27 protein-coding genes are annotated in these 23,921 nt (G+C 61.6%); 17 read left to right on the top strand and 10 right to left on the bottom strand.

The window, feature by feature from the left end; all coding sequences use genetic code 11:
• Position 1 precedes the first annotated feature (1 nt).
• The 4 genes from MTX36_RS04725 (at position 2) to MTX36_RS04710 (ending at position 2,920) form a co-directional block, all read left to right on the top strand.
• On the top strand, positions 2-499 hold the full coding sequence (locus MTX36_RS04725; RefSeq protein ID WP_243618566.1) for a CinA family protein: 498 nt from the start codon (positions 2-4) through the stop codon (positions 497-499).
• A gap of 150 nt (positions 500-649) precedes the next feature.
• Positions 650-1,033, top strand: a complete 384-nt coding sequence (locus MTX36_RS04720; RefSeq protein ID WP_243618565.1) for a helix-turn-helix domain-containing protein — start codon at positions 650-652, stop codon at positions 1,031-1,033.
• Positions 1,034-1,232: 199 nt separating this feature from the next.
• Positions 1,233-2,045 carry a PspA/IM30 family protein gene (locus MTX36_RS04715; RefSeq protein ID WP_243618564.1) on the top strand — a complete coding sequence of 271 codons (813 nt, stop codon included), beginning with the start codon at positions 1,233-1,235 and terminating at the stop codon, positions 2,043-2,045.
• 29 nt (positions 2,046-2,074) lie between these two features.
• Positions 2,075-2,920: a hypothetical protein gene (locus tag MTX36_RS04710; protein ID WP_243618563.1), complete on the top strand. Its 846-nt coding sequence runs from the start codon at positions 2,075-2,077 to the stop codon at positions 2,918-2,920.
• Positions 2,921-2,943: 23 nt separating this feature from the next.
• Here the strand turns inward: MTX36_RS04710 and MTX36_RS04705 are convergent, their stop codons facing one another.
• From MTX36_RS04705 to MTX36_RS04695, 3 genes are read right to left on the bottom strand one after another with little or no spacing between them, the layout of a single operon-like run.
• Positions 2,944-3,549 carry an energy-coupling factor transporter transmembrane protein EcfT gene (locus tag MTX36_RS04705; protein ID WP_243618562.1) on the bottom strand — a complete coding sequence of 202 codons (606 nt, stop codon included), beginning with the start codon at positions 3,547-3,549 and terminating at the stop codon, positions 2,944-2,946.
• A complete protein-coding gene (locus MTX36_RS04700) occupies positions 3,546-4,226 on the bottom strand; it encodes an energy-coupling factor ABC transporter ATP-binding protein (RefSeq protein ID WP_243618561.1) in 681 nt (226 codons plus the stop codon). Before MTX36_RS04700 ends, MTX36_RS04705 begins: the two co-directional genes overlap by 4 nt.
• Positions 4,227-4,232: 6 nt before the next feature.
• Positions 4,233-4,829, bottom strand: a complete 597-nt coding sequence (locus MTX36_RS04695) for a biotin transporter BioY (RefSeq protein ID WP_243618560.1) — start codon at positions 4,827-4,829, stop codon at positions 4,233-4,235.
• A 225-nt stretch (positions 4,830-5,054) separates the two neighbouring features.
• Here MTX36_RS04695 and MTX36_RS04690 point away from each other — a divergent pair, with 225 nt between their 5' ends.
• The 8 genes from MTX36_RS04690 (at position 5,055) to recX (ending at position 11,493) form a co-directional block, all read left to right on the top strand.
• On the top strand, positions 5,055-5,231 hold the full coding sequence (locus MTX36_RS04690) for a hypothetical protein (RefSeq protein WP_243618559.1): 177 nt from the start codon (positions 5,055-5,057) through the stop codon (positions 5,229-5,231).
• 18 nt (positions 5,232-5,249) lie between these two features.
• Positions 5,250-5,963: a PIG-L deacetylase family protein gene (locus tag MTX36_RS04685; protein ID WP_243618558.1), complete on the top strand. Its 714-nt coding sequence runs from the start codon at positions 5,250-5,252 to the stop codon at positions 5,961-5,963.
• A gap of 50 nt (positions 5,964-6,013) precedes the next feature.
• Complete coding sequence (locus MTX36_RS04680) at positions 6,014-6,652, top strand: TetR/AcrR family transcriptional regulator (protein ID WP_243618557.1); 639 nt, start codon at positions 6,014-6,016, stop codon at positions 6,650-6,652.
• A gap of 4 nt (positions 6,653-6,656) precedes the next feature.
• Positions 6,657-8,201: a glycerol-3-phosphate dehydrogenase/oxidase gene (locus MTX36_RS04675; RefSeq protein WP_243618556.1), complete on the top strand. Its 1,545-nt coding sequence runs from the start codon at positions 6,657-6,659 to the stop codon at positions 8,199-8,201.
• 32 nt (positions 8,202-8,233) lie between these two features.
• Positions 8,234-9,397: a glycosyltransferase gene (locus tag MTX36_RS04670; RefSeq protein WP_243618555.1), complete on the top strand. Its 1,164-nt coding sequence runs from the start codon at positions 8,234-8,236 to the stop codon at positions 9,395-9,397.
• A gap of 45 nt (positions 9,398-9,442) precedes the next feature.
• Entirely contained in the window at positions 9,443-9,637 is a 195-nt protein-coding gene (locus tag MTX36_RS04665; protein WP_243618554.1) for a DUF3046 domain-containing protein, read from the top strand.
• 195 nt (positions 9,638-9,832) lie between these two features.
• Positions 9,833-10,870 (top strand): recombinase RecA, encoded by a 1,038-nt coding sequence (gene recA / locus MTX36_RS04660; RefSeq protein ID WP_094274950.1) that lies wholly within the window; start codon positions 9,833-9,835, stop codon positions 10,868-10,870.
• An 8-nt stretch (positions 10,871-10,878) separates the two neighbouring features.
• A complete protein-coding gene (gene recX, locus MTX36_RS04655) occupies positions 10,879-11,493 on the top strand; it encodes a recombination regulator RecX (protein WP_243618553.1) in 615 nt (204 codons plus the stop codon).
• Positions 11,494-11,574: 81 nt separating this feature from the next.
• On the opposite strand, the gene MTX36_RS04650 is transcribed toward recX, so the two are convergent.
• The 4 genes from MTX36_RS04650 to gluA all read right to left on the bottom strand — a co-directional run bounded on the left by MTX36_RS04650 (position 11,575) and on the right by gluA (position 14,856).
• Positions 11,575-12,471 carry an amino acid ABC transporter permease gene (locus MTX36_RS04650; RefSeq protein WP_243618552.1) on the bottom strand — a complete coding sequence of 299 codons (897 nt, stop codon included), beginning with the start codon at positions 12,469-12,471 and terminating at the stop codon, positions 11,575-11,577.
• On the bottom strand, positions 12,468-13,148 hold the full coding sequence (locus MTX36_RS04645) for an amino acid ABC transporter permease (RefSeq protein WP_243618551.1): 681 nt from the start codon (positions 13,146-13,148) through the stop codon (positions 12,468-12,470). The genes MTX36_RS04650 and MTX36_RS04645 overlap by 4 nt, the downstream gene beginning before the upstream one ends.
• A 100-nt stretch (positions 13,149-13,248) precedes the next feature.
• On the bottom strand, positions 13,249-14,085 hold the full coding sequence (locus tag MTX36_RS04640; RefSeq protein ID WP_243618550.1) for a glutamate ABC transporter substrate-binding protein: 837 nt from the start codon (positions 14,083-14,085) through the stop codon (positions 13,249-13,251).
• A gap of 42 nt (positions 14,086-14,127) precedes the next feature.
• Positions 14,128-14,856 (bottom strand): glutamate ABC transporter ATP-binding protein GluA, encoded by a 729-nt coding sequence (gene gluA / locus MTX36_RS04635; protein ID WP_243618650.1) that lies wholly within the window; start codon positions 14,854-14,856, stop codon positions 14,128-14,130.
• Between the two features lie 213 nt (positions 14,857-15,069).
• On the opposite strand from gluA, the gene miaB reads away from it, so the two are divergent.
• Together miaB and MTX36_RS04625 are read left to right on the top strand one after the other, a co-directional pair.
• Positions 15,070-16,599, top strand: a complete 1,530-nt coding sequence (gene miaB, locus MTX36_RS04630) for a tRNA (N6-isopentenyl adenosine(37)-C2)-methylthiotransferase MiaB (RefSeq protein ID WP_308198189.1) — start codon at positions 15,070-15,072, stop codon at positions 16,597-16,599.
• Positions 16,596-17,189, top strand: coding sequence for a hypothetical protein (locus tag MTX36_RS04625; RefSeq protein ID WP_243618549.1), 594 nt, complete (start codon positions 16,596-16,598; stop codon positions 17,187-17,189). The genes miaB and MTX36_RS04625 overlap by 4 nt, the downstream gene beginning before the upstream one ends.
• A gap of 50 nt (positions 17,190-17,239) precedes the next feature.
• Here MTX36_RS04625 and MTX36_RS04620 read toward each other — a convergent pair whose 3' ends face one another.
• Positions 17,240-18,640, bottom strand: a complete 1,401-nt coding sequence (locus MTX36_RS04620; protein WP_243618548.1) for a DUF349 domain-containing protein — start codon at positions 18,638-18,640, stop codon at positions 17,240-17,242.
• A gap of 163 nt (positions 18,641-18,803) precedes the next feature.
• On the opposite strand from MTX36_RS04620, the gene MTX36_RS04615 reads away from it, so the two are divergent.
• From MTX36_RS04615 to MTX36_RS04605, 3 genes are all read left to right on the top strand, one after another.
• Positions 18,804-19,535 (top strand): class III extradiol dioxygenase subunit B-like domain-containing protein, encoded by a 732-nt coding sequence (locus MTX36_RS04615; RefSeq protein WP_243618547.1) that lies wholly within the window; start codon positions 18,804-18,806, stop codon positions 19,533-19,535.
• Entirely contained in the window at positions 19,523-20,458 is a 936-nt protein-coding gene (gene miaA, locus MTX36_RS04610; protein WP_374230421.1) for a tRNA (adenosine(37)-N6)-dimethylallyltransferase MiaA, read from the top strand. The genes MTX36_RS04615 and miaA overlap by 13 nt, the downstream gene beginning before the upstream one ends.
• A 138-nt stretch (positions 20,459-20,596) precedes the next feature.
• Positions 20,597-21,268, top strand: a complete 672-nt coding sequence (locus MTX36_RS04605; RefSeq protein ID WP_243618545.1) for a class F sortase — start codon at positions 20,597-20,599, stop codon at positions 21,266-21,268.
• A 98-nt stretch (positions 21,269-21,366) separates the two neighbouring features.
• Here the strand turns inward: MTX36_RS04605 and MTX36_RS04600 are convergent, their stop codons facing one another.
• Both MTX36_RS04600 and MTX36_RS04595 read right to left on the bottom strand, forming a co-directional pair.
• Entirely contained in the window at positions 21,367-22,380 is a 1,014-nt protein-coding gene (locus MTX36_RS04600; RefSeq protein ID WP_243618544.1) for a hemolysin family protein, read from the bottom strand.
• Positions 22,380-23,765, bottom strand: a complete 1,386-nt coding sequence (locus tag MTX36_RS04595; RefSeq protein ID WP_243618543.1) for a hemolysin family protein — start codon at positions 23,763-23,765, stop codon at positions 22,380-22,382. Before MTX36_RS04595 ends, MTX36_RS04600 begins: the two co-directional genes overlap by 1 nt.
• Positions 23,766-23,921 lie beyond the last annotated feature (156 nt).

Here is a 23,921-nt window from a genome sequence, read left to right as displayed (position 1 = left end):
CGTGCAGGATCCGTTGCTCGAACTCGGTGTCGTCGAATTGGTCGCGGCATTGCTGGACGCCGGAGAGACTGTCGCTGCTGCAGAATCGCTGACTGCGGGGCTCTTCACCGCAGCAGTTGCCTCGGTGCCCGGTTCCAGTGCTGTTCTACGCGGCGGACTGGTGGTTTATGCGACGGATCTGAAAGCGACTCTGGCGGGTGTCGACGAGGCTGCATTGGCGGCTGACGGACCGGTGTCAGCGCCGACCGCGATCGCCCTGGCAGCTGGGGCACAGCGTCGGTGCGAAGCGGACTGGGGGATCGGACTGACCGGGGTGGCAGGTCCGAGTGAACAGGACGGGCATCCAGTGGGCACGGTATTTCTCGGTATCTCCGGGCCCGACGGAACTACGTGCGAACGTCTGTCGTTGAAAGGTGAGCGGTGGGAAATACGGACTTCCGCAGTCGCGACGGCCGTGTCGCGGTTATGTGATCGTGTCGGCGTGGATCGGGCAAGATAGGCTCGGGAACCAATCGGTCGAGTTCGGACGTTGATTGTTGAGAAGGTGTACAACAGCGACGTGAAGAGCAGTCACGATGTTGGCCTGTGACGGTTTACGCCGTGACGTTTTCGGCCTGGCACGATAGGTGATGGATGAAGGAGGAGCGAGATGGCGCTGCTATTGCGTGAGGCAATCGGTGACAGTCTCCGGCGTACGCGCGTTTCGCAGAGTCGCACGCTACGTGAGGTGTCGAACAGTGCGCGCGTGAGCTTGGGCTACCTGTCCGAGGTGGAACGTGGACGTAAGGAAGCGTCCAGTGAGCTTCTGGCCGCGATCTGCGATGCGCTCGCCGTGCCGTTATCGGATGTTTTGGTCGATGTCAGCGAAACGTTGGCCACCAAGAAGAACGCTCCGGCCCTCGGTCGGCCAGTCGCCAATTCCGGGGTGACGTCGTCCGGTGCGAGTGCGTCGGCATCCGGTTCCCCGACCATCGCCCGCGATACTCGAGTTGTTATTCCGGCACCCAACGCGCGCAGGTTGGCCGCTGCATAGCCACTGCCGGTCCCAACCGATAGGTTTTGTACGTAACCGCCAGTTTTCGAGGCGGGGACACGAAGTTCAGAGTTACGGCAGTACAGGTCACGGCAGTACAGGTCACGGCAGTTGGGGCGCAGCCCTTGTTACGGTGTGCGACGGTCGCTCACCGGGTCGCGCAGAGCGCGGCGCATCAGATGGAGGCAGGATCAAACCCATGGCTAATCCTTTCGTCAAGGGCTGGAAGTACCTGATGGCGCTCTTCAACTCGAAGATCGACGAGAACGCCGATCCGAAGGTTCAGATCCAGCAGGCGATCGAGGACGCGCAGCGTCAGCACCAGGCGCTGTCCCAGCAGGCCGCGTCGGTGATCGGTAACCAGCGTCAACTCGAGATGAAGCTCAGTCGCCAGCTCGACGAGGTCGAGAAGCTCAACGCGAATGCGCGCCAGGCTGTCAACCTCGCGGATCAGGCTGCCGCTGCCGGTGACAACGACAAAGCAATCCAGTACACCAATGCCGCGGAGGCTTTCGCCGCCCAGCTCGTGACCGCCGAGCAAGGCGTCGAGGACCTCAAGGCACTTCACGACCAGTCGCTGCAGGCTGCTGCACAGGCCAAGAAGGCCGTCGAGCAGAATGCGATGACCCTGCAGGCCAAGGTTGCCGAGCGCACGAAGCTGCTCAGCCAGCTCGAGCAGGCCAAGATGCAGGAACGGGTCAGCGAGTCGCTGCGCTCCATGGACAGCACGCTCTCCGCTCCCGGTAACACCCCCAGCCTCGACGCCGTGCGCGACAAGATTGAGCGTCGCTACGCAAATGCGCTCGGTTCAGCGGAACTGGCACAGAACTCGGTGTCGGGTCGCATGATGGAGGTGCAGCAGGCCAGCGTGCAGATGGCCGGCCACAGTCGCCTCGAGCAGATCCGCGCGTCCATGAAGGGCGAGGCATTGCCGTCCGGTGGCGCCGCTGCAACTCCGGCTCCGACATCCATCGAAAAGCAGCCGCCCGCAGCCGGCACGACCGGGCAGTAGTCCGACGACAACACACGATTGATGTTCTGATGTTTTCTTCACGTGGTGGCCGACCTGAGCGAGAGTTCCGGTCGGCCGTCCCTGTTTCAGTGACCGGCGCCTTCGGGGCGCTCGGACGAACCGCCGATTCACTCCGGGAAGTCGGCTTGTCGGCCGCCGAGGCCGCACGTCGTTGGCAGGACCCTCGCGCCAAGTTCGAACGCAAACGCGGCCGTGCGAGACGTCGGGCCCAACGTTGGGGCTTCATTTCCGGCGGCACAGTGATCGGAACGGCCGGTCTTGCCGTGGCATCCGCTCCGGAGTGGTCCATGGTTGTTGCTGGTGGGGGAGCTGCACTCTTTGCTGTCCCCGCTGTGGTTGCGCTCGGGCGGTATCGGTCGATGAACGCGGGACCGCCGCCGTCGGCTCCGATGCGTCGACGCCTGCCACCGTCGTCGTCGCGTGCTTTCATCCCGATGTCGAGGCTCGTCGGCGCCGAGACGTCGTTGTTCGAGATTCTCGGTGTACTCCGACGCGCCGACACCATCGATCCTGCGGAGTTGGACGAGATCACGCTCACCGCGGATTCTGCGATACGAGCGATGTTCGCGGTGTCATCGGACATTGTCGCGATGGAACGGGCCGTGAAATCAACCCCCAAGGTTTCCGAAACGCTCGATCCGACGGTCAACGGTGCGATGCACGAATTGCGAGCGGGTCTGGATCAATACGAAGACCTGGTCAATTCGGCAGCCACTCTCACAGCTCCGCACACGCCTTCGGCGCTCGTGGGATTCAATCGCGAACTTTCGGCGCTCCACCAGGCTGCGGAGCGACTCTCCAGCCTGGCCGACGCTATCGGCGAGGTCGACGAGATCACTCGCAAATACGGCTGAAGTTCTCGGCGAACCGGGAAAGTTCAGTCGTCGGCGCCGCGAGCAGCGAGAGCTTCACCCATAGCGTCGGCGGTCATGAGCGTCCCGATGATCACGGGTACGGCGAATGACCGGAGCGAGAAGCCGAGTCCACGTGCTTTCCGGGCTTCCGACACCTGGGTGATGACGTCGAACATCAGCGGTATGCACCGAATCGTCATGGCCAGGAGCAGTGCGATTCTCTCCGGGTTGACTCCGAATCGTCTCAGGGGCATGAGGAACCCGGTAATTGCGTCGAGCATTTCCGAGATTCGGGTGGTCAGTCCCATGAGCGCTGCAAGAGCGATCGAGAGTACGAGTACACCGCAGATCAGGACAGCTCGTTCCCAGCCGGCGAACAGTATCTGGAATCCGCCGATGAATACGATCATCCACAGTGCGGGGCGCAGTTGAATGATCGCAGTTCGCAGGGGAATTCGCGCGGCAATGTAAAGCGCAACGACGATCAGCGTGGGCGGAATCAATTGCCAAGGGGCGCGGACGAATACCGATACGGCAATGATCGCGAGGATGAGCGCGAGAAGTTTGAGTCCGGGTCGTGTCCGATGGAGAATCGACGTTCCCGGGCGGTAATGACCGAGGGTGGTCATGCGACGAGGGAACGATAGAAATCGATGGAATCCGCAGGCGGACCGTCGGCCACGACGAGTCCTTGATCGATGACCAGGACTCGGTCGAACGAACTGATGAGATCGAGCTGGTGCGTCACGACAATCAATTGCTGTTCGAGTGAAGCGAATACTTCGCTGATGAGCCGCGAGTTGCGGAGATCGAGCAAAGTGGTGGGCTCGTCTGCCACCAGCACTTTCGGCTCGGTCACCATGATGGCCGCGAGCGCAAGAAGTTGCTTCTGCCCGCCGGACAGTTGGTGAGTGGGATGGTCGGCGTGACCGTCCAAGCCGAAACGGCTCAGAACTGACGTGACCTTGGCAGTCCGTTCGGGTTTGCTCAGGCCGTTGCGGCGCAACGAGAATTCGATATCTTCGGCGACCGTCGGCATCACGATCTGATGGTTGGGGTCGGTGAAGACGAATCCGACGCGCTTGCGTACGTCTCGGCCCTTCTTTGCGGTATCCAAACCGTCGATACGCACCGAACCCGTCGCCGGAACTACCAACCCGTTGATCATGCGGGCCAGCGTTGATTTTCCGCTTCCGTTGGCACCGACGATTCCGATGCGCTGCTCGGTCAATGTCAGATCGACACGGTCGAGCACGGTGCGTTCACCGAAGCTGTGACCGACACCTTCGAAGATGATCTCGCTCATGGAGATTCAGTTCGCCAGAGCAGTTTTCGAGCGTGACGTGACGGTGTCACGCAGCAACGCCGGGTAGGCGCGGTGAACCTGGGATGCGACCACGGCGGTTACGACGGCTTTGGCAGCGTCAAGAGGGATGAAGGCTGCATTGGCGGTCCAGGCGGCGAGGAAGGTCATGTGACCGCGAATCATCATTCCGCCGATACCGAATACGTAGAGAACTACGACACCGCCGAGGAGGTTGATTCCGATTCCGGGGACAACTCGATACTTCGGAAGCATCTTGGTTGTCAGCCAGCCGATGAGGAATGCGGCTGGTATCCAGCCGATCAAGAACCCGGCAGTGGGACTCGACAGCGAAACCAGCGCAGTACGCCCGCCGGCGAGGACCGGCAATCCGACGAGGCCCAATGCGATCACGGTGAGGACTGCGAGCACTGCCTTACGTGGGCCGAGGAGTGCGCCGGCCATCATCACGCCCAGTGATTGAAGGGTGATCGGCACTCCGGAGATTCCGATGTTGATGGCGCCAGGCAGTCCCAACGCGATGATGAGCGCCGCGAAGACAGCGACGTGTGCGAGATCGCGGGCAGGGAAACGAGAGGTTGACACTGCGGACGTGCTCCTTAGGCCTACTGGATGGAACTTCGCGAGTTTACGTCAGCGGGTCCATAAGCCGGGTTAGACGCATGCCCAGTCTGCTCGTGGTGACTCGGGGTGAACCCTGATCTTTTCCTGATCTTGCCGGTGAGCTGCTGCTTTGTCGGCTCGAACGTGTCAGGCTGGTCTCACGGACTTCAGCAGGTGGGTCCGAGATACGGCAAGCGGAGGTAGATCATGTTTTGGAAGATCGTGTTGGCAGTGGTGCTGGTGTGGGTTGCTCTCGCAGTGGTCGGAACGTTGATCAAGGGCTTGTTCTGGGTGCTGGTCATCGGCGCTGTGGGCTTCGGGATCTATTTTCTCGTCAAGGCAATGTCAGGCAATGACGAGAATTCACCCGCTTCGCGTCTGTGACAGGCAAGATAAGGCGGTATGGACCTTTTCCCTGAGGACTGGCACCGCGCCGTCGTCATCGTGGCGCATCCCGACGACATCGAGTACGGAGCCGCCGCTGCTGTGGCGCGGTGGACGGATCAGGGCAAGGACATCAGGTACGTCCTGGCGACCAGTGGAGAAGCAGGCATCGCAGGACTCGCGCCGGCAGAGTCCGGACCGCTCCGCGAAGAAGAAGAGCGTCGGTCGGCTGCAGTGGTGGGAGTTGCGGAGGTCGAGTTCCTCGGACTTCCCGACGGCCGATTGACCGAGGGCTTGGAATTGCGTTCGATATTGGCAGCGGCGATTCGCCGGCATCGCCCGGAGTTGGTTGTCACTATGAACTTCTCGTTTACCTGGGGTCCGGGATACCTCAATAGCGCTGATCATCGCGCCCTGGGGATCAGTGTTCTCGACGCCACCTCCGACGCGGCCAATCAATGGATCTTCCCGGAACTGTCGGCCGACGGACTTGCGCCGTGGACCGGAGTGCGGTGGGTGGCCGTAAATTCGATGACGCCGACTCATTGCGTCGACGTCACGGACACAGTGGTCCGCGCGGTGGATTCGCTGGCGGAACACGCTCGGTATCTGGCCGCACTCAGCGACATTCCGGTTCGGGAACAAGCCCAGGCCCAGATCGAGATGGTGTCTGGGCTCAAACCGGGTTTTGACGCGACCCGAGCGGTCGGGTTCGAGTTGTACTATTTCTGACACGCGTCCGGTGCACATTATCCGGAGAGTCCGGTACCGTGTTACAGACGATGGCAATCCGTAACGCAGATGACCGTGTCCTTGAGCGACAGGGCGACGGTCAGCGCACTTCCAGTCGCGAGATCGATGATCTGATTCTTGATGCTGCGCGATCGTGCGTGCTCGATTTCGGTATGCAGCGGACGACGTTGGCCGAGATCTCTCGCCGCGCCGGTGTCAGTAGGCCTACGGTCTACCGGAGGTGGCCCGATACGCGCGCTGTCGTGGCAGATTTGCTCACACGTGAGATTCGCGCAGCCCTCCCCGAAATGATCGACACGGGCAGTGCCCGGACTCAGTTGGTCGCGGCTGTTGTCGATGTCGTGTCCCAGATTCGGGACCATCCGCTGTTCGTCAAGATTCGTGTTGCCGACCAGGAGTTGTTGACCACCTATATCGTCGACCGCCTCGGTGCCAGCCAGCGATCGATTCTCGAATTGCTCACTGCCGTCGTTGCCGCCGGTCAGCGGGACGGATCGATTCGCGACGGAAATGTCGGTGAGATCGCGGCGATGACGTTGCTGATTGCGCAGTCCGTCGTGATTTCGGCACCGACCATGGAGGGCCAACTTTCACGTACTGCGGCGGTCGAGCACATGCGCAGTGCGATATCGGCATATCTGACACCCGTCGCCGGATCGGGGCACTAGGAGCATGGTGGATTACGAGCGAACCACGCCCGAACCGGGATCTTCGGCTCTCAATGCTGCCCGACGAACGCGAGAGTTGAACGAACTTACGCACGGTGATTCCGTGGACGTGTTGGTGATCGGCGGTGGGATCACCGGTGTCGGAGTGGCATTGGACGCCGTGACGCGCGGACTCAGTGTCGCTCTCGTTGACAAGCATGATCTGGCATTCGGTACCAGTCGCTGGAGTTCCAAACTCGCGCACGGTGGTCTTCGGTACCTGGCGTCGGGAAATGTCGGTATCGCCCGTGAGAGTGCGGTGGAACGCGGAATTCTGATGACGAAGACGGCGCCGCATCTCGTGCGTGCCATGCCGCAACTTGTTCCGCTTCTGCCGCAAACGTCATTCTTCGGAAAGTCATTGGTGCGCACCGGATTTCTCGCCGGCGACGTCCTGCGGGCCAGTGCGCGGACGCCGTCGTCCGTGTTGCCTCGTTCGCGCACCGTCAGTGCGTCCCGGGCCCAGGAATTGGTGCCGGGTGTACGACGCGAGAATCTGCGTGGCGCTCTCACGGCGTATGACGGCCAGTTGATCGACGACGCCCGTCTTGTGGTGAACATCGCCCGCACCGCCGCTCTGCACGGTGCACGAATCTTGACCAGGGTCGGAGCTTACGACGTATCCGGTACCTCCGCGACTCTGCGGGACGAGTTGACCGGAACCGAGTTCCTCTTGCGTGCGCGGACAGTGATCAATGCAACGGGCGTGTGGGCGGATCAGGTGGATTCCAGCATCACTCTGCGCCCCAGTCGCGGTACACACTTGGTTCTCGACGCGAAGTCGCTAGGCAATCCCACTGCGGCACTGACTGTTCCGATTCCCGGCGAAACCAATCGCTTTGTCTTTGCCTTGCCGGCGCAACTCGGTCGTGTCTACCTCGGTTTGACCGATGAAGCAGCGCCGGGTCCCGTCCCGGATGTCCCGACCGCATCCGAGTCCGAAATCGATTTTCTCCTCGAGACGGTGAATACGGCTCTGGAAGTGCCGCTGACGCGTGCCGATATTCTGGGCACGTTTGCCGGGTTGCGACCGTTGCTCGATACCGGCGACGGATCAACAGCAGATCTCTCTCGTAATCATGCGGTGGTCAGGTCGGGGAGTGGGCTGATCACGGTGGTCGGCGGCAAACTCACCACCTACCGCCGGATGGCGCAGGACGCCGTCGACTGTGCCGTCGAGGTGGGCGGGCTGAATGCACATGCCTGTCGAACCCGGAACCTGCCTCTCGTGGGTGCCGCGACTCGGGCGGAATTGAACAAGATCGCAGCTCCCGCTTCGCTTGTCGCGCGTTACGGCACCGAGGCCGAGGCAGTGTTGGCGTCAGGCGATCATGGCCTTGATGCTGTGGCCGGCTTGGACGTCTGCGCCGCCGAACTCGCTTTTGCGGTGTCGCATGAAGGTGCGCTCGACGTGGACGACATTCTGGACCGCCGGACGCGCATCGGTTTGGTGGCTTCCGATCGTGAGCGTGCGTTGCCGGCGGCGGAGAAGGCAATCCGGGCGGTATGACCGGTCTTTGTGGCATGTGACACGCTGTCCGAGTGCGTGTAGCCGTAGTTGCCGGGCCGGACCCGGGTCATGCTTTTCCTGCAATCGCGTTGTCGCTGGCGTTGATCGCAGCCGGCGACGAGCCGATTCTGTTCACCGGTTCGCGATGGGTGGACGCCGCCAGGGCGGCGGGAGTGGAGACCGAGCCACTCAAGGGTCTGGCTCCTCGGCCCGGTGACGACGACCTCGATGCGGGCGCTCGGATCCACGGGCGGGCCGCCTATATCTCGACGGAACTGCTACCGGACCTGAGAGCTGTCTCGGTTGACCTTGTTGTCTCCGACATCCTCACTGCCGGAGGCGGATTGGCCGCTGAGCAGTTGGGGATTCCGTGGGTCGAGCTGTCTCCGCATCCGTTGTATTCGCCGTCTCGGGGTTTGCCTCCCATCGGTAGTGGGCTCGCGCCGGGTATCGGACTTCGTGGTCGACTGCGCGATACCTTGATGAGGGCTGCGACGGGTCGCTCGATCAAGCAAGGACTCGCGCAGCGTTCCGAAGCGCGCGTCAGCGTGGGGCTTCCGGCAGTTGATCCGGGCCCGGCCGCGAGGTTGATCGCGACGCTCCCCGCGTTGGAAGTTCCACGTCCGGACTGGCCGGAACACGCCCATCTGGTCGGTCCGTTGTTGTGGGAGCCGACAGAGAAGGTTCTGGAACCGTCGGTGGGCTCGGAGCCGTTAGTCATGGTGGCACCGTCGACGGCGCACACCGGCGCTGTGGGAATGCTCGAGGCCGCCGTCGACGGTCTGGAAGGTGCCGGGGTGCGGTTGATCGGATCGGTACTGGAAGGCTCGGACGGGCAGCATCCGGAGTGGGTTCGAGCCGGACTCGGCCGTCAGGACGTGATGCTCCGTGACGCGTCTGTCCTGGTGTGTGGAGGAGGCCACGGAATGCTGGCCAAGGCCATGTTGGCCGGGGTGCCGACGGTGATCGTTCCCGGCGGCGGCGATCAGTGGGAGTTGGCGAATCGCGCTGCTCGGGGTGGCAGTGCGATTATCGTGCGGCCCGCTGATTCCGGATCCATCAGGGACGCGGTCCTGCGGGTTCTGGCGGACAGTAGCTTCGCCGACGCGGCCCGCGCTGCGGCGCTGACTGCATCCGACGTTCGTGATCCGGTGGCCGTGTGCCGAGAGGTTGTTGCCCGGGGAGTCCGGGCCTGACCGCTCTGGTGCACGAAGCGCTCTGTGTGCACTACCGTTGCGGCTGTGCGATTGACCGAATTTCATGAACTGGTACGCGAAGAGTTCGGGCAGGTACGAGGCGACTCGATGCTGGTCGACCATGTAATGACGAGTGTGGGTGGGCAGACTGCGAAGGCGGCGCTCGAAGCCGGCTGGGACCCTCGTGAGGTGTGGCGAGCGTTGTGCGCCGACTTCGATGTTCCGCTCTCCCGTCGCTAAATTCTTCGACGGTGTTCGAGCCTTCTCTGTTGTTCGAACAAATGTTCGTCTATGCTGACTGTGTTCAGTGGTAACTGCCGCTTCCGCGATTGCAGGATTTCGGTAGGCCGGCACGACGAGCGCAAAGTTTGTCGGTGGCCGGTTCTACTCTGATCGCAACACCACTGAGACTGACTTTTAAGGATGGGGATCACGATGGCACCACAGGCACCTGATCGGGACAAGGCGCTCGACCTCGCGTTGGCGCAGATCGACAAGAACTTCGGCAAGGGTTCGGTGATGCGCCTGGGTGAAGGTGTCCGTCAACCCATCGCTGTAATCCCCACCGGTTCCATCGCGCTTGATGTCGCGCTGGGCATTGGAGGGTTGCCTCGTGGACGCGTCGTAGAGATCTACGGGCCGGAGTCCTCGGGTAAGACCACTGTTGCTCTGCATGCGGTTGCCAATGCTCAGGCAAACGGCGGCATCGCTGCATTCATCGATGCTGAGCACGCACTCGATCCCGATTACGCGGCAAAGTTGGGTGTCGATACCGACGCGCTCCTGGTCTCCCAGCCCGATACCGGTGAGCAGGCACTCGAGATCACCGACATGTTGATCCGCTCCGGCGCCCTCGACATCATCGTGATCGACTCCGTGGCCGCACTTGTTCCCCGCGCCGAGATCGAAGGCGAAATGGGCGACAGTCACGTTGGTCTCCAAGCCCGTTTGATGAGCCAGGCCCTGCGAAAGATCACCGGCGCCATGAGCAACTCGGGTACCACCGTGATCTTCATCAACCAGCTTCGCGAGAAGATCGGCGTGATGTTCGGTTCGCCTGAAACCACCACCGGCGGTAAGGCTTTGAAGTTCTACGCTTCGGTCCGTCTGGACATTCGCCGTATCGAAACGCTCAAGGACGGCACCGACGCAGTCGGTAACCGTACCCGCGTCAAGGTAGTCAAGAACAAGGTTGCTCCGCCGTTCAAGCAGGCCGAATTCGACATTCTTTACGGTCAGGGCATCAGCAAGGAAGGCTCGCTCATCGATATGGGCGTCGAGCACGGCTTCATCCGCAAGTCCGGATCCTGGTACACCTACGAAGGTGACCAGCTGGGTCAGGGCAAGGAAAATGCTCGAAAGTTCCTGCTGGAGAACACCGATATCTGTGACGAGGTCGAGAAGAAGATCAAGGAAAAGCTGGGTATCGGTGCAGACGTCACCGCTACCGATGAAGCTTCTGCTGACTTCTGAGTCCAGCCATGGTTTTTATCGACGGTGATGGTGGCGAGGACGCCGGCTATCGACGTTCTCGCTCCCGATCCGCGCAGACAAGGCGGCGCGGCGAGCGCGGCCAGCATGGTGAAAGTGGCCAGCGGCGGGAACGTGAACCGCGTGCCGAAGGTGGTACGGAGGCGCAGGCAAAAGATGCGTGCCTACGTCTCTTGAGCGACCGGGCACGTAGCCGTTCCGAGCTGGAAAAGAAGCTGATCAGCCGAGGGTTCGAGACTGAGATCATCACTCGCGCGCTGGACCGACTGCAAGAAATCGGTCTGATCGACGACGCCGACTTCGCGAATCAGTGGGTGCATTCGCGTCACACCTATTCAGGCAAAGGCAAGAAGGCACTCGCCGTCGAACTCAGGCTCAAAGGCGTCGATCAGGACATTGCGTCTGAGGCGCTCTCTCAGATCGACTCAGCGGATGAGCGTGAGCGCGCTGCAGAGTTAGTGCGACGGAAGCTGCGAAACAAACCGGTCGAGGATCGCGACAAGGTGATGCGACGGCTGGTCGCCATGCTTGCGCGCAAAGGGTATTCGGCAGGTATGTCGTACGAGGTAGTCAAGACGGAGATGGCAGCAGCTGCAGATTCGTAGTGCTATCGATTGACAGAAGCGGGGTGTGTCACCGAATTCGGTGACACACCCCGCTTCTCATGACTCTGGGAGTGCCCGGGGTCAGGGTTCGGTGAGATCCATACCCGGAACCGAGACACCCACAGCTGCGATCGGGGCTGCGATCGGGCCTTTGCCTTTTCGCTTTCCGGAGCGCAGGCGCTTTTCGACCTTGGTGGCGAGGTATGTCAGCGACGAGTTCAGGATGATCATGATCACTGCCGCCACGATGAGGGCGGGCAGATAGTTCCGGAACGCGGCACCGATCTGGGTGGACTGCCGGACAAGTTCGGTGTAGCCGATGATGTAACCGAGAGCCGAGTCCTTGAGCGCCACAACCATTTGCGAGATCAATGCGGGCAGCATGGTGGTGATGGCTTGCGGTAGCAGGATTGTCGCCATGATCTGGGACTTACGCATACCCAGGGCCTTGGCTGCTTCGCTCTGTCCGCGGGGAAGCGAATTGATTCCCGATCGAACGATCTCTGCGATCACCGATCCGTTGTAGAGCGTCAAACTCACGACCACGGCAGCGAGTGCAAGGAGATCGAGTTTGAATACCTTGTATTCGGCAAAAACCGCATACATGAAGATCATCAGCAGGAGAACGGGAATCGCACGGAACAGTTCGACGAAGACACCGCTGATAATTCGCACGACGCGATGATCCGACAAGCGTCCGATGCCGAGAATCGCCCCGAGGACCAGCGCAAATACGATCGACAGTGCAGCAGCTACCAATGTGCCTTTGATGCCGGGAAGTAGATACGTGGTCCAGACGTCTGCCTGCAGGAAGGGATCCCACTTGGCTGAAGTCAACTGATCTTTGTCCTCGAGGGCCCGGTAAACGACGTAGGCGACTGCGAGGGCCACGATTGCCACCGCGACCGATATCAGGCGGTAGATGACGCGCGCCTTCGGTCCGGGCGCGTCGTAGAGAACTGTTGCGCGGTCGCTCATCGTGACACCTCGAATTTCTTGGCCAGCTTGCCGAACAGCAATCCTGTCGGCAGGGTCAGGATGACAAAGCCGACTGCAAAGATTCCTGCGGTAACGAAGAGTGCGGCTTCGTTTTCAAGGATCTCCTTCATCAACTTCGATGCCTCGGACACGCCGATCACGGCGGCGACCGTGGAGTTCTTGGTCAGGGCGATCAAGACACTGCCGAGTGGTGCGATGACGGCGCGGAATGCCTGGGGAAGAACGATGAGTCGGAGGTTCTGTACGAAGGTCAACCCGAGGGACCGGCCGGCTTCGGCTTGCCCTGCGTTGACAGTGTTGATTCCGGCGCGGATCGATTCGCACACAAACGATGCCGTGTAGATGCTCAGACCCAGAACCGCCAGGCGAAAGTTGTTGTCGATCACGAAGGTCGAGGAATTGTTACTCGCGAGATTCACTCCGAGCGTCTGGGACAACCCGAACACACAGAACAGCAAGATCAGTGTGAGCGGTGTATTGCGGAAGATCGTGACATAGGCGGTGCCGAGGAATCGGGCGACAGGCACGGGCGATACTCGCATCGCGGCAATAATCACGCCGAGTATCAATGCGCCGATCGCCGAGAAGATCGTGAGCTGGATCGTGGTCCAGAACGCTTCGAGGATCTGGCTTCCGTATTCGTCGAGAATTTTCACTTACCGTCTCCCCAGTTCATGGGTCGTTGTTGAAAGTGCTTACCCTGGTGCGGTTTCCGGATGAGGAAACCGCACCAGGGGTGGGGACTGCTCAGGTGATTCAGTACCGATTGACGGTGGGCGGTGTCGGCATCGGGTAACCCGACGGTCCGACGGTTTCGGTGAATGCCGCTGCCCAAGCGCCGGAAGAGATCATCTTCTCGATGGCATCATTGATCTTGCCGCGTCCCTCGGAATCATCCTTGGCCAATCCGATTCCGTAGTTTTCGGTCGTGAACGGCTTACCGGCGATCCGGAACTCGCCGGGAGACTGCGCCGCGTAGCCGGCCAGGATGATGTCGTCGGTGGTGACGGCGTCGACCGCGCCGTTGCGCAGTGCTTCGACACACGCTGAGTACGTGTCGAATTCCTGGAGCTGGACGTCCTTGGCGTAGGTGTCCTTGACCTTCTGTGCGGGGGTGGAGCCTGCTACCGAGCACAGGATCTTGCCGCCGTTAAGCGATTCGGGGCCCGTGATGTCGGTGTTGTCGGCCTTGACCAGCAAAGACTGCCCGGCGACGAAGTATGGTCCGGCGAAGCCGACCTTTTCCTTACGAGCGTCGGTGATCGAGTAGGTGGCGACGATGTAGTCGACCTCACCGTTCTGGATCAGCGTCTCACGCTGGGCGGACGGTGATTCCTTGAACGTGATGTTCTCGGGCTTGACGCCGAGCTCGTTTGCGACGTACTGGGCAACCTCGACGTCGAAGCCACTGAACGTGCCGTCTGCGTTGCGCAGGCCGAGTCCGGGTTGGTCGAACTTGATGCCGACGGTGAGCTTGCCGTCGGCGGCGTTCTCGCTGACGGTGTTGCTTGATTCGCTGCCACCGCACGCGGTAGCCGCGAACGCGATGGCCATGATTCCGATTCCGAACCGGACGGAACGATTGATCTTCATGGAGACCCTCTCAATTGTTTACGTGTGAACAGTGCGGTCGGATCAGTGCGCGAGGATCTTGCCGAGGAAGTCCTTGGCCCGATCCGACTTGGGATGGGTGAAGAACTCCGAGGGGGTGGTGTCTTCGACGATCTGGCCGTCGGCCATGAAGAGCACACGATCGCCGGCTTTTCGTGCAAAGCCCATCTCGTGGGTGACCACGAGCATGGTCATGCCTTCCTTGGCGAGCGAAGTCATGACGTCGAGCACTTCATTGACCATTTCGGGATCGAGCGCCGAGGTGGGCTCGTCGAACAGCATCACTTTCGGTTGCATGGCCAGAGCGCGGGCGATGGCTACGCGCTGTTGCTGTCCACCGGAGAGTTGAGCCGGATACTTGTCGGCCTGATTGGCGATGCCGACGCGCTCGAGCAACTGAAGCGCGGACTTCTTTGCGTCGTCCTTCTTGGCCTTGCGAACCTTGATCGGCGCGAGCATGACGTTCTCGAGGATCGTTTTGTGGGCGAAGAGGTTGAAGGACTGGAAGACCATGCCGACGTCGGCCCGAAGCGCTGCGAGTGCTTTGCCTTCCTCGGGGAGGGTCCGACCGTCGACCTTGATGACGCCCGAGTCGATGGGTTCGAGTCGGTTGATGGTCCGGCACAGAGTTGATTTACCGGACCCGGAGGGGCCCAGGACAATCACCACTTGGCCCTTGGGTACCTCCAGATTGACCTCTTGCAGGACGTGAAGTTCCCCGAAGTGTTTGTTCACCGAGGTCATCGAGATCATGGATGTGGAATCGCCGGAGGTGGTCGGCGTCTGCGCATCGTCGGCTTGGGTCATACCCGAGAACCTTAGGCGTAGTTTCCGTCTGTGCCCCGGATTTGGCGAGGGTTCCGAGCAGAAGTAATTAAAAATTTACGACGGTGACGTTTATATAGCACTTTGTCGGTTTACCTGGGCGTTATTACAGACCGTAGTGGACGTGAGCTAGGCTGAAGCGTGTCACTGATCGACGAAGAGTCCTCCACCGAGCCTGCCCGTACCTACGAAGTGCGGACCTACGGCTGCCAGATGAACGTCCACGATTCCGAGCGCTTGTCGGGTCTCCTGGAAGAAGCGGGATACAGCAAGGCGGAGTCGGGCGCCAATCCTGATTTGGTGGTGTTCAATACCTGCGCCGTCCGTGAAAACGCTGACAACAAGCTGTACGGAAACCTCGGCATGTTGGCGCGGCTCAAGGAAGTGAACCCCGACATGCAGGTCGCCGTCGGTGGCTGCTTGGCGCAGAAGGACCGCGAGATGGTGGTCAAGAAGGCGCCCATCGTCGATGTGGTTTTCGGAACCCACAACATCGGGTCGTTGCCGGCGCTGCTGGACCGCGCTCGTCACAATCAGCGTGCCGAGGTCGAGATCCTCGACGCGCTCGAGGCATTTCCGTCGTCGCTTCCCGCGAAACGTGAATCTGCTTATGCCGGTTGGGTTTCCATCTCGGTTGGATGCAACAACACGTGCACGTTCTGTATCGTTCCTGCGCTGCGAGGCAAGGAAGTTGACCGCCGTCCGGGCGACATCCTGGCTGAGGTGCAGGCCCTCGTGAACGAAGGTGTCTCCGAGGTGACGTTGCTCGGTCAGAACGTCAACGCGTACGGCGTGTCGTTTGCCGATCCGGAGCAGCCGCGCGATCGTGGCGCTTTTGCCGCCCTTCTGTCTGCCTGCGGAAACATAGAGGGCCTCGAACGTGTGCGCTTCACGTCGCCGCATCCGGCCGAGTTCACCGATGACGTCATCGATGCGATGGCCAACACCCCCAACGTGTGCCCGCAGTTGCATATGCCGCTGCAGTCCGGATCCGATCGGGTCCTCAAAGCAATGAAGCGCTCCTACCGCAAGTCCAAGTATCTCGGCATCATCGAGAAGGTACGGGCGGCGATGCCACATGCGGCCATCACCACCGACATCATCGTCGGATTTCCCGGAGAGACCGAAGAAGACTTCCAGGAAACGCTCGACGTGGTGCGGCAGGCACGATTCTCGAACGCATACACGTTCCAGTACTCCAAGCGTCCGGGTACACCCGCGGCAGAGATGGAGGGCCAGCTTCCCAAGGAAGTTGTCCAGGAGCGCTACCTACGTCTGCTCGCAGTGCAAGAAGAAGTGAACATCGAGGAGAACCGCAAACTTGTCGGTACCGAGGTCGAACTTCTGGTTGCCTCCGGTGAAGGCCGCAAGAACGCGGCAACACTGCGAATGAGTGGGCGCGCCCGCGACGGCCGCCTCGTCCATTTCCGACCTGTCGGAAACGTGAACGAATCGATCCGGCCAGGTGACGTCGTGACGGTGGTCGTCACACACGGCGCTCCGCATCACCTCGTAGCCGACGACGGGGTTCTCACTCACCGTCGCACGCGCGCCGGAGATTCTTTCGACAAGGGCATCACGCCCAAGACTGCGCCGATCGGCGTCGGTCTCGGGCTTCCGAAAATTGGTGCCCCAGCCCCACAACCCGTCCAGATGGGATGCAATTCATGAGTTCACAGAACGACAATCCGGCGTCGCAGTCCGCCGACGATGCTTCCTTCGAGGAATACCGCCAGGACCTCGACGCGGTCGAGCGCAAGATTGCGGGGGAGATCGATCCGGGTGCCCGCGCGATGGTCGTTGCCGTCGCAGTGTTGGTGCTGGTCGGCACCCTCGCGTTGCCGCACGCCGGTGCCGCAAACGGTTGGGATGTTTTGGCGTTCAACGCGGATGCCGAGTCCGAGCGCATTGCGTTGTTCTCGCGACTATTCGTGTGGTTCGTCGTGATCTTCGGCATCGGCTTCTCGATGCTCGCGCTGGTCACCCGGCGTTGGGCACTTGCCTGGGTTGCGCTGGCCGGTAGTGCCGTCGCGAGCGCTTTGGGAATGATGGCGGTGTGGTCGCGTCAGACGATTCCCGCAGGATTCCACGTCGCGGGCCCGTCGATCGGCCTGATCGTCGGTTGGTTCACCGTTGTCTTCCTGACGTTCCACTGGCTCAAGGTCGTCTGGGCACGTTCGACGCTTCAGTTGGCTGCTGAGGAAGAGCGCCGCGTAGCAGCAGCAGAAGCTGAAAAGAACCAGGAATGGAACGTCGGCTGACCCGATGTTCTGGGCCAGCCGACGAGTGAACCTATTCCGTCTGAACTCAATCAGTCGTTGACTGCGCCTTCGGCTGCCTCGGCCCATTCACGCCACTGCGCGGCCTGAGCGAGAGCCTTCTCGGCATCCTTGGTCTTGCCCGCAGCCTGAGCCTTGGCGGCCTGCTCCTCGAACTGTGCGACCCGTTCGGTGAACTGGGCTGCACGGGCGAGGGCTTCCGGGTCGGTCCGACGCCACTGGGCGTCGACGGCGTCGTGGACCTTGCTTTCGAGTGCCCGCAGCTTCGCCTCGAGATCCTGCATCCGATCACGCGGGACCTTGCCGATGGCATCCCACTTTTCCTGCAAGACTCGCAGCGACGCGCGTGCGTTGTCGAGGCCGTTCGCGGGATCGATGTTGGCGTGCGCAGCGAGGAGTTCTTCCTTCGCCTTTGCATTCTCCTCGAACTCCGCGTCACGCTCGGCGGTTGCGGCGTTGCGTGCTGCGAAGAAGACGTCCTGGGCGGCCTTGAAGCGTTCCCACAGAGTGTCGTCGGCTTCGCGCGGTGCGCGGCCGGCAGCTTTCCACTCGGCGAGGAGATCGCGGAACTGTCCGGCCGTCGGTCCCCATTCCTCCGACTTGGAGAGCTTCTCGGCACGCTCGACGAGCTCTTCCTTGGTGGACCGGGCACTCGCGCGATCGCGGTCGAGTTCCGCGAAATGAGCGCCGCGGCGGCGGTTGAAGGATTCGCGGGCCTTGGAGTAACGCTTCCACAGGGCGTCGTCGGTCTTGCGTTCGATTCCGCGAATGGTCTTCCATTCGTCGAGAATTTCGCGGAGGCGGTCGCCGGCGGTCTTCCACTGGGTGGACTCCGTACCGATCTGCTCGGCCTCGACGGCAAGAGCTTCCTTACGCGCGGTGTTGGTAACCCGCGACTGCTCCTTCTCCTCCTTGGCGTGTGCTGCAGCCTCGTCGGAGCCTTCGATGATGTGGTCGAGTCGGCGAGCCAGGGCATCGAGATCGCCGATGACGGCTGCGGTGGGCAGCGATTCCGACAGTGCGACCGCGGCTGCCTTGGTCTTCTTGGCATCGCCGGCACCGGACGTCAGGCGAGCTTCGAGAAGCGTGACCTCGGTCGCGACGTCGTCGTAGCGGCGTCCGAAGTGCGCCAGACCCTCGGCGGCGTCACCGGCTTGCCATGAACCGATCTGTCGTTCCCCGTCAGCAGTCTTGACCCAGGCTGTGCCGTCTTCCTCGACGCGGCCGAACTTGCTCGGATCACTGGCAGGTGTCGTCGCGGCGGCCGGGCGGGTAGCGGCCGGTCCTGGCCGTGGAGCGCTGGGTCGCGGTCCACCTGGTTTCGGAGCACCTGGTTTGGGTGTCGACGCTGTGGGCTGCTCCGCACCCGGTGTGGGTGCGGCGGGAGCCGAACTGCGCTCTGTTCCGGTGGTGGGTTCGCTGTTCTCGGTCATCGGTCCTCGTCTCTGCCGCGCGTCACGGCTGCCTGATCGCATTCCTGGTTCCATTGAACCCGGTACTGACGTTCTACGACTATTGAATCAGGTAACGCGATGTGAGGTTGTCACCTTGGTGACAGTGTGGGCGTCCATGTCGGGTTCGACTAGCGTGGCACCTGTGTTCACAGCTGCAGCCCTGGTCCCGTCGCCGCCACTCCTAGTTCCGCAATTGTCGGGTGACTCGGCCCTGTCAGCCGAGGTCCGCGCCGCTGTAGTGGGTGTGGCCCGCGAACTCGCTGCCCTGTCCACGCACTGGATTGCGGTCGGCGTCGATGAATCCTCGGTGGCGGGAGATGTCAGCCGGTCGGGGGTCGGGCGTGGTGAGTTCGGAACCTTCGCCGGGTTCGGGGCCGATGTGCGGACGCAACTCGACGCGGATGCGGTGGGCCCGGTCAATCGCGAGTTGCCGTTGGCTGCGCTCATGGCGGGTTGGCTTCGGAGTCAGGTCGAGCACGAAATTCGCATTGACCTGCACCTCGTCTCGGTGGATGCGACTGCGGACGAATGTCGCGCCGTCGCAGTTGAGCTACGCGCGCAGCTCGACGACGGTGACGAACCCGTCGGCCTGTTGGTTCTCGCGGACGGCGCCTCAACGTTGACACCGAAGGCTCCGGGCAGTTTCGACGATCGTGCGCCGGCAGTTCAGGCAGTGATCGATGCAGCGCTCGGAAAGGGTGATCGTGAGGCGTTGCTGAGTTTGGATCCGAAACTGTGCTCCGATATCGGTGCGTCGGGCCGGGCCGCGTGGCAAGTCTTGTCGGCAGTGTTCACCGAGCAGCCCGCGGCCTCGGTCGAATACAACAGTGCGCCGTTCGGCGTCGGATACCACGTGGGGATGTGGCGCGCGTGAGCATTCCCGTGCATCTTCGTCCGATTGCCGTGGTGGGCCCGACGGCCTCGGGAAAGTCTGATCTGGCTTTGGATCTTGCCGAGGAATTGGGCGGAGAGATCATCAATATCGACGCGATGCAGCTCTATCGCGGCATGGACATCGGTACGGCAAAGCTCAGCGTGAGCGAACGTCGGGGGATACCGCATCACCTGTTGGATGTTCTCGACGTGACCGAGACGGCCACCGTTGCCCGCTATCAACAGGAGGCCATCACGATCGCGGAGCGGTTGATGGACTCCGGTCGAGTGCCCGTCATCGTCGGTGGTTCGATGATGTACGTGCAGTCGTTGCTCGACGAGTGGGCATTCCCCGCCACGGATCCCGTCGTGCGAGCGCGTTGGGAGGCTGTCCTTGCCGACGACGGTATCGGCGCCGTGCATGCTGCCCTGGTGGCGGCGGATCCCGTCGCGGCAGCATCGATTCTCCCGACCGACGGACGTCGGATGGTGAGGGCACTGGAAGTGGTGGAGCTGACCGGGCAACCGTTTGCGGCTTCGGCGCCGCAGATTGGTGAACCACGTTGGGGTGCAATAATTCTCGGAGTTGACCGCGAAACGGAAGGGCTCGATGCGCGCATTCGATTGCGCACGGACCAGATGTTCGAGAGCGGGTTGGTCGGCGAGGTCGAGGGCTTGATCGACCGCGGCCTGCGCGACGGTGTCACGGCGCCGCGAGCGATCGGCTATTCGCAGGTGCTGGCGCACTTCGACGGTGAGTACGACCTGGACGAGGCGCGCGAGCGCACGTTCATCGGCACGCGCCGCTATGTGCGTCGTCAACGCTCGTGGTTTCGTCGTGACTCGCGAGTGCAGTGGATCGACGGCGGCGCTGACGGTGTTCTGGATGCTGCACGCCGCGCATTGTCCGGCGGCGATCGGTGACCGTTTCGGGCCGATGTGTAACAAATCTTCCTGTTCCGCTATTTTACAGATAGCTATCTAGTGGTTAACTCTGTGAAGTGGCCTCCAGGTGGCGTCACGACCGATCAGTCTCGACAAACCGACGGAGGACGACAGATCATGGTGCAGACCGGGTCGCACGCAAAGCCGAAGCGTCGGCGCAAGAAAAGCCTGCCGCTGATCCTGCTCTTGGTCGTGTTTCTCGCAGTCGGCGGTGGATTGATCTACTTTGCCGTCAGCGCGGCCGGTAAGCCGATCAGCGCACCGTTGCCGGATGCACCGTTCGAAGTCGGAACGGCACCGGATCCGGGAATAGTCTGGGCTCCGGCACCGACTGATCTCCCGCCCAACACACTCGCGATTCCGGACCTGGATGTGCGAGCGGACATCGTGACCAGTGGTCTCGGTGCCAACCGCGGCATGATCCTGCCGCACCCCGACAAGGTCTCCCATTTCCTCAACGACGTGCATTTCGGCGCTCCGGTGGGAACCAATCTCGTAGCCGGGCACGTCGACGACGGTGACCGCACCCATGGAGCGCTCTGGCCGCTGCACCAGATCAAACCGGGCACGCCGATTTACGTGACCGACGACGTCGGGGTCATGTTCACCTACCACGCGTCGAGCCTGAAACTCTTCGAGAAGGTTGCGTTGCCGGCCGAGTTCTTCTCGGAAACCGGCGAACCGCGCCTGGTCCTGGTGACGTGCGGCGGGCCGACGGTGCCGGACCCCTCGATGCCTTCCGGTTTCACCTATGAACACAATCTGGTTGTCACGGCTGCACCTGCATAAGTCGAACGAGTGGCTGACTGAGATGTGAGCGGTACTCGATGACCAGCTTGTGGCCGTCGAGTACCGCTCAGATCCACTACCTGATCGTCCCCGTGAGGTCAGACCGCCGGTTCGGGTCGAGGAAACAGCCGCGAGAGGACATCGGCGAGCGTGACGATCCCGATAGTTGTCCCACCGTCGGTAACCACTGCCAGATGGTTGCGGGTTTCCCGCATCGAAGCCAGCGCGACGTGAACGGGAGTATCGGATGTGAGGGTGAAAGCCGGTCGCATGATCTCTTCGGCGCGAATGTGATCGGGGTGGAGCAGTGTGTCTCGGACGTGCAGGATTCCGAGCGGAACACCGTTGTCGCGAACCAGGATCCGCAAGTGTCCCGATCGCTTCGAGACCTCTCGCACCTGATCGAGGGTGGTGCTCGTCGTCACGGACGTGGGCTCCTTGCCGCTGCGCAGCAGATCCCGCACAGTCAGCGTCTGGATATCCAGGGCGCCGGAGAGTTGAGCGGAATAGCGGGCATCGAGCGCTCCCACGTTGACGGAATGTTCGACCAAATGGCGCAGGGCTGCGGGATCCTGCCCGCTACCGACCTGATCGACCGGTTGCACACCGACCTTCACCAACAACCAGTTCGCCATCGAATTCAACCGCCGAAGTAACGGGCGTGTGAGCCACATGAATCCGCGCATCGGAATGGCGAGCAGGGTCGCTGATTTCTCGGGATGGGCGATAGCCCATGACTTCGGAGCCATCTCTCCGACGACCAGGTGCAGGAACGTCACGATGATCAAGGCGAGAACGAAACCAGCGACGTCCGCGGTCCATAGTGGCATTCCCCAACTGCTGAATGCGGGGGTGAGCCAGTGGTGGACTGCAGGTTTGGTGATCGCACCGAGGGCGAGTGTGCAGACGGTGATGCCGAGTTGGGAGCCCGCGAGCAGCACAGTGAGCTCGGAGGCACTGCGCAGAGCGGCGCGGGCAGAGCGACTGTTCGGAGCAGCGTCTTCGAGGCGATGCCGTTTGGCGGAAATCAGGGCGAATTCGACAGCAACGAAGAATGCGCTCAGAGCGATCAGGGTGACGGTGATCGCAATGATGATCCATGGGTTGTCCATTAGTTCTTCTCCTCGGAGGTGGCGTCATCGGCCTGCGGGGCAATCTCGAGGCGGATGCGCAGTGACGAGGGGACGTATCGATCGACGGCGAGGACATCGATGACGACCGAATGCCGGGGTTGTTCGTCGTCGGAGATCAGATCGGTGGGGTCCGGCGGCAACTCGACGCGGATCCGCGCGCCCACTGGCGGCAGTTCGCCGTAGTGGGCGATGGTGAACCCTGCGATAGTTTCGTAGTCGCCGGCGGGAAGGTCGTGTCCGATCGCGCGCTCGACTTCGTCGAGATGTACGCCGCCGTCGACCGTCCACGAACCGTCCTCGGTGGGCAACTCGAACGGTCGGTCCGGATCGTGTTCGTCGGTAATTTCGCCGACAATTTCCTCGGCGATGTCCTCGAGTGTGATGACTCCGGCGAATCCGCCGTATTCGTCGATGACACAGGCGAGTTGGTTTTTGGTGTCGGTGAGTTCGGTCAAGGCTTTCGGCAATGGCAGTGTGGTGGGAAGGATCAGGGCAGGACGGGCCAGATCCTGGACTGTCAGATCACTCGAGGACGTCAGCGTGAGTACGTCGTGCAGGTGGATGACACCGACGATGTCTTCGGAATCCTCACCGGTGACCGGGTAACGGGAGTGACCGGACCCCATCAAGGTGATGACATGGTCCAGTGAGTCGTCGGCGCGGACGGTGTCGACGTGTGTGCGGGGGATCATCGCGTGTTCGACCGGGCGGGTCGGGAAATCGAGAATGCGATCGAGCAACGTGGATAACTCGGGCGCAAGATCACCTGTTTCGCGTGATTCGGCGACGATGTGTTCGAGGTCGCGGGCCGAAGCAGAATGTTCCACGTCGTGGACGGGTTCGATTTTCAAAGCACGCAACAACAAGTTCGATGCATGATCGAAGATCGAGATCAACCAGCCGAACAACTTCAGATAGATGTTGGTCGAGCGCGCGAGCCAGCGCGCTACCGGTTCGGGCCGAGCGATCGCCAGATTCTTGGGGAAGAGCTCACCGAAGAGCATCTGTACGAGAGTGGAGAAGAGAATCGCCAGTACAGCGCCGATCGCCAACCCGAGCGCGGTCGGAATACCGATGCCGCCGAGGATCGTCCCCAAAGACTCGCCGATGAGTGGTTCCGCGACGTAACCGACGAGAAGGCCGGTGACGGTGATGCCGAGTTGGGCACCCGAAAGCATGAACGATGTGCGGCGGGTGATCGCCAGGGTGCGCTGCGCGCCCGCGTCGCCGCCTTCGGCGAGCGAGTTCAGTCGAGAACGATCAACGGTCATGTAGGCGAACTCTTGAGCGACGAAGTAACCGGTGACTGCGGTGATGAGCAGTACGACCATGACTCCGAGCATCAGCGTCAGGGCGATCGTCATGAGCCGGACACCCCGCCATCACATTTGGCTACGTAGTGGGTGGTATCCGGCCGGGGTCTGTGACTGTCCATGGTGCTCTCTGTAGGTACGGAAAAGTTCTGTCCTTACTCTACGATTGCTGGGCCTTGAAAGTTCCGACCGGCATGCAGCAGTGTG

The organism is Rhodococcus sp. ARC_M6 (genome assembly GCF_022810305.1).
Classification (GTDB): Bacteria; Actinomycetota; Actinomycetes; order Mycobacteriales; family Mycobacteriaceae; genus Rhodococcus_F.
Note: the sequence above shows the minus strand (reverse complement) of the source record. Positions and strands in the feature narration are given on the sequence as shown.

Bases quoted from the DNA above. Each gene is read 5' to 3' on its own strand.
- MTX36_RS04720 (WP_243618565.1), top strand. From the start codon at position 650: ATGGCGCTGCTATTGCGTGAGGCAATCGGTGACAGTCTCCGGCGTACG.
- MTX36_RS04715 (WP_243618564.1), top strand. From the start codon at position 1,233: ATGGCTAATCCTTTCGTCAAGGGCTGGAAGTACCTGATGGCGCTCTTC.
- MTX36_RS04710 (WP_243618563.1), top strand. From the start codon at position 2,075: ATGTTTTCTTCACGTGGTGGCCGACCTGAGCGAGAGTTCCGGTCGGCC.
- MTX36_RS04705 (WP_243618562.1), bottom strand. From the start codon at position 3,549: ATGACCACCCTCGGTCATTACCGCCCGGGAACGTCGATTCTCCATCGG.
- MTX36_RS04700 (WP_243618561.1), bottom strand. From the start codon at position 4,226: ATGAGCGAGATCATCTTCGAAGGTGTCGGTCACAGCTTCGGTGAACGC.
- MTX36_RS04690 (WP_243618559.1), top strand. From the start codon at position 5,055: ATGTTTTGGAAGATCGTGTTGGCAGTGGTGCTGGTGTGGGTTGCTCTC.
- MTX36_RS04685 (WP_243618558.1), top strand. From the start codon at position 5,250: ATGGACCTTTTCCCTGAGGACTGGCACCGCGCCGTCGTCATCGTGGCG.
- MTX36_RS04680 (WP_243618557.1), top strand. From the start codon at position 6,014: ATGGCAATCCGTAACGCAGATGACCGTGTCCTTGAGCGACAGGGCGAC.
- MTX36_RS04675 (WP_243618556.1), top strand. From the start codon at position 6,657: ATGGTGGATTACGAGCGAACCACGCCCGAACCGGGATCTTCGGCTCTC.
- recA (WP_094274950.1), top strand. From the start codon at position 9,833: ATGGCACCACAGGCACCTGATCGGGACAAGGCGCTCGACCTCGCGTTG.
- recX (WP_243618553.1), top strand. From the start codon at position 10,879: ATGGTTTTTATCGACGGTGATGGTGGCGAGGACGCCGGCTATCGACGT.
- MTX36_RS04650 (WP_243618552.1), bottom strand. From the start codon at position 12,471: ATGAGCGACCGCGCAACAGTTCTCTACGACGCGCCCGGACCGAAGGCG.
- MTX36_RS04640 (WP_243618550.1), bottom strand. From the start codon at position 14,085: ATGAAGATCAATCGTTCCGTCCGGTTCGGAATCGGAATCATGGCCATC.
- gluA (WP_243618650.1), bottom strand. From the start codon at position 14,856: ATGATCTCGATGACCTCGGTGAACAAACACTTCGGGGAACTTCACGTC.
- MTX36_RS04625 (WP_243618549.1), top strand. From the start codon at position 16,596: ATGAGTTCACAGAACGACAATCCGGCGTCGCAGTCCGCCGACGATGCT.
- MTX36_RS04620 (WP_243618548.1), bottom strand. From the start codon at position 18,640: ATGACCGAGAACAGCGAACCCACCACCGGAACAGAGCGCAGTTCGGCT.
- MTX36_RS04605 (WP_243618545.1), top strand. From the start codon at position 20,597: ATGGTGCAGACCGGGTCGCACGCAAAGCCGAAGCGTCGGCGCAAGAAA.
- MTX36_RS04600 (WP_243618544.1), bottom strand. From the start codon at position 22,380: ATGGACAACCCATGGATCATCATTGCGATCACCGTCACCCTGATCGCT.
- MTX36_RS04595 (WP_243618543.1), bottom strand. From the start codon at position 23,765: ATGACGATCGCCCTGACGCTGATGCTCGGAGTCATGGTCGTACTGCTC.